Source organism: Flavobacterium sp. LC2016-12, from assembly GCF_015351595.1.
Classification (GTDB): domain Bacteria; phylum Bacteroidota; class Bacteroidia; order Flavobacteriales; family Flavobacteriaceae; genus Flavobacterium.
This window is the reverse complement of sequence record NZ_JADKPT010000036.1, coordinates 1-349: the sequence shown is the minus strand read 5'-3', so window position 1 is coordinate 349 and position 349 is coordinate 1. Positions and strand designations below refer to the sequence as shown.

The following is a 349-nucleotide window of genomic DNA, read 5'->3' as shown; positions in this document are numbered from 1 at the left end:
CGTTATTAAACCGCTGGAAGAATCTTGTGCCAAATTGGTTATCAGTTGTCCGGCTGCAATAGCTGGCGTTAAGTCTAACGGCGTACTGGCAACTCCATTTACTGTGGTAGTTAAACTTAAACCTGTAAGTGTAGTGGTGTTACTGTTTACTATTGGAGCACCGGTACTTGTTTTTCCGTTTACGGTAATTGTTGAAGTATTTACTGATGATCCATTTGAAACTGTAGTTGCGCTTGTAATAGCTGTTGGAGTTAGTAAGCTTCCTCCATCTGTTCCAATTCCTAAAATATTCCCGGCATCGGTGCTTGTTACAACGGCGGTTTGATCAACTGAATTTTCATTTGTATAC

The 349-nt window shown here is 40.7% G+C and carries 1 pseudogene; it reads right to left on the bottom strand.

Annotated features, from left to right (window positions below):
* A pseudogene (locus tag IRZ99_RS21155) lies at positions 1-349 on the bottom strand (hypothetical protein); the annotation flags it as partial.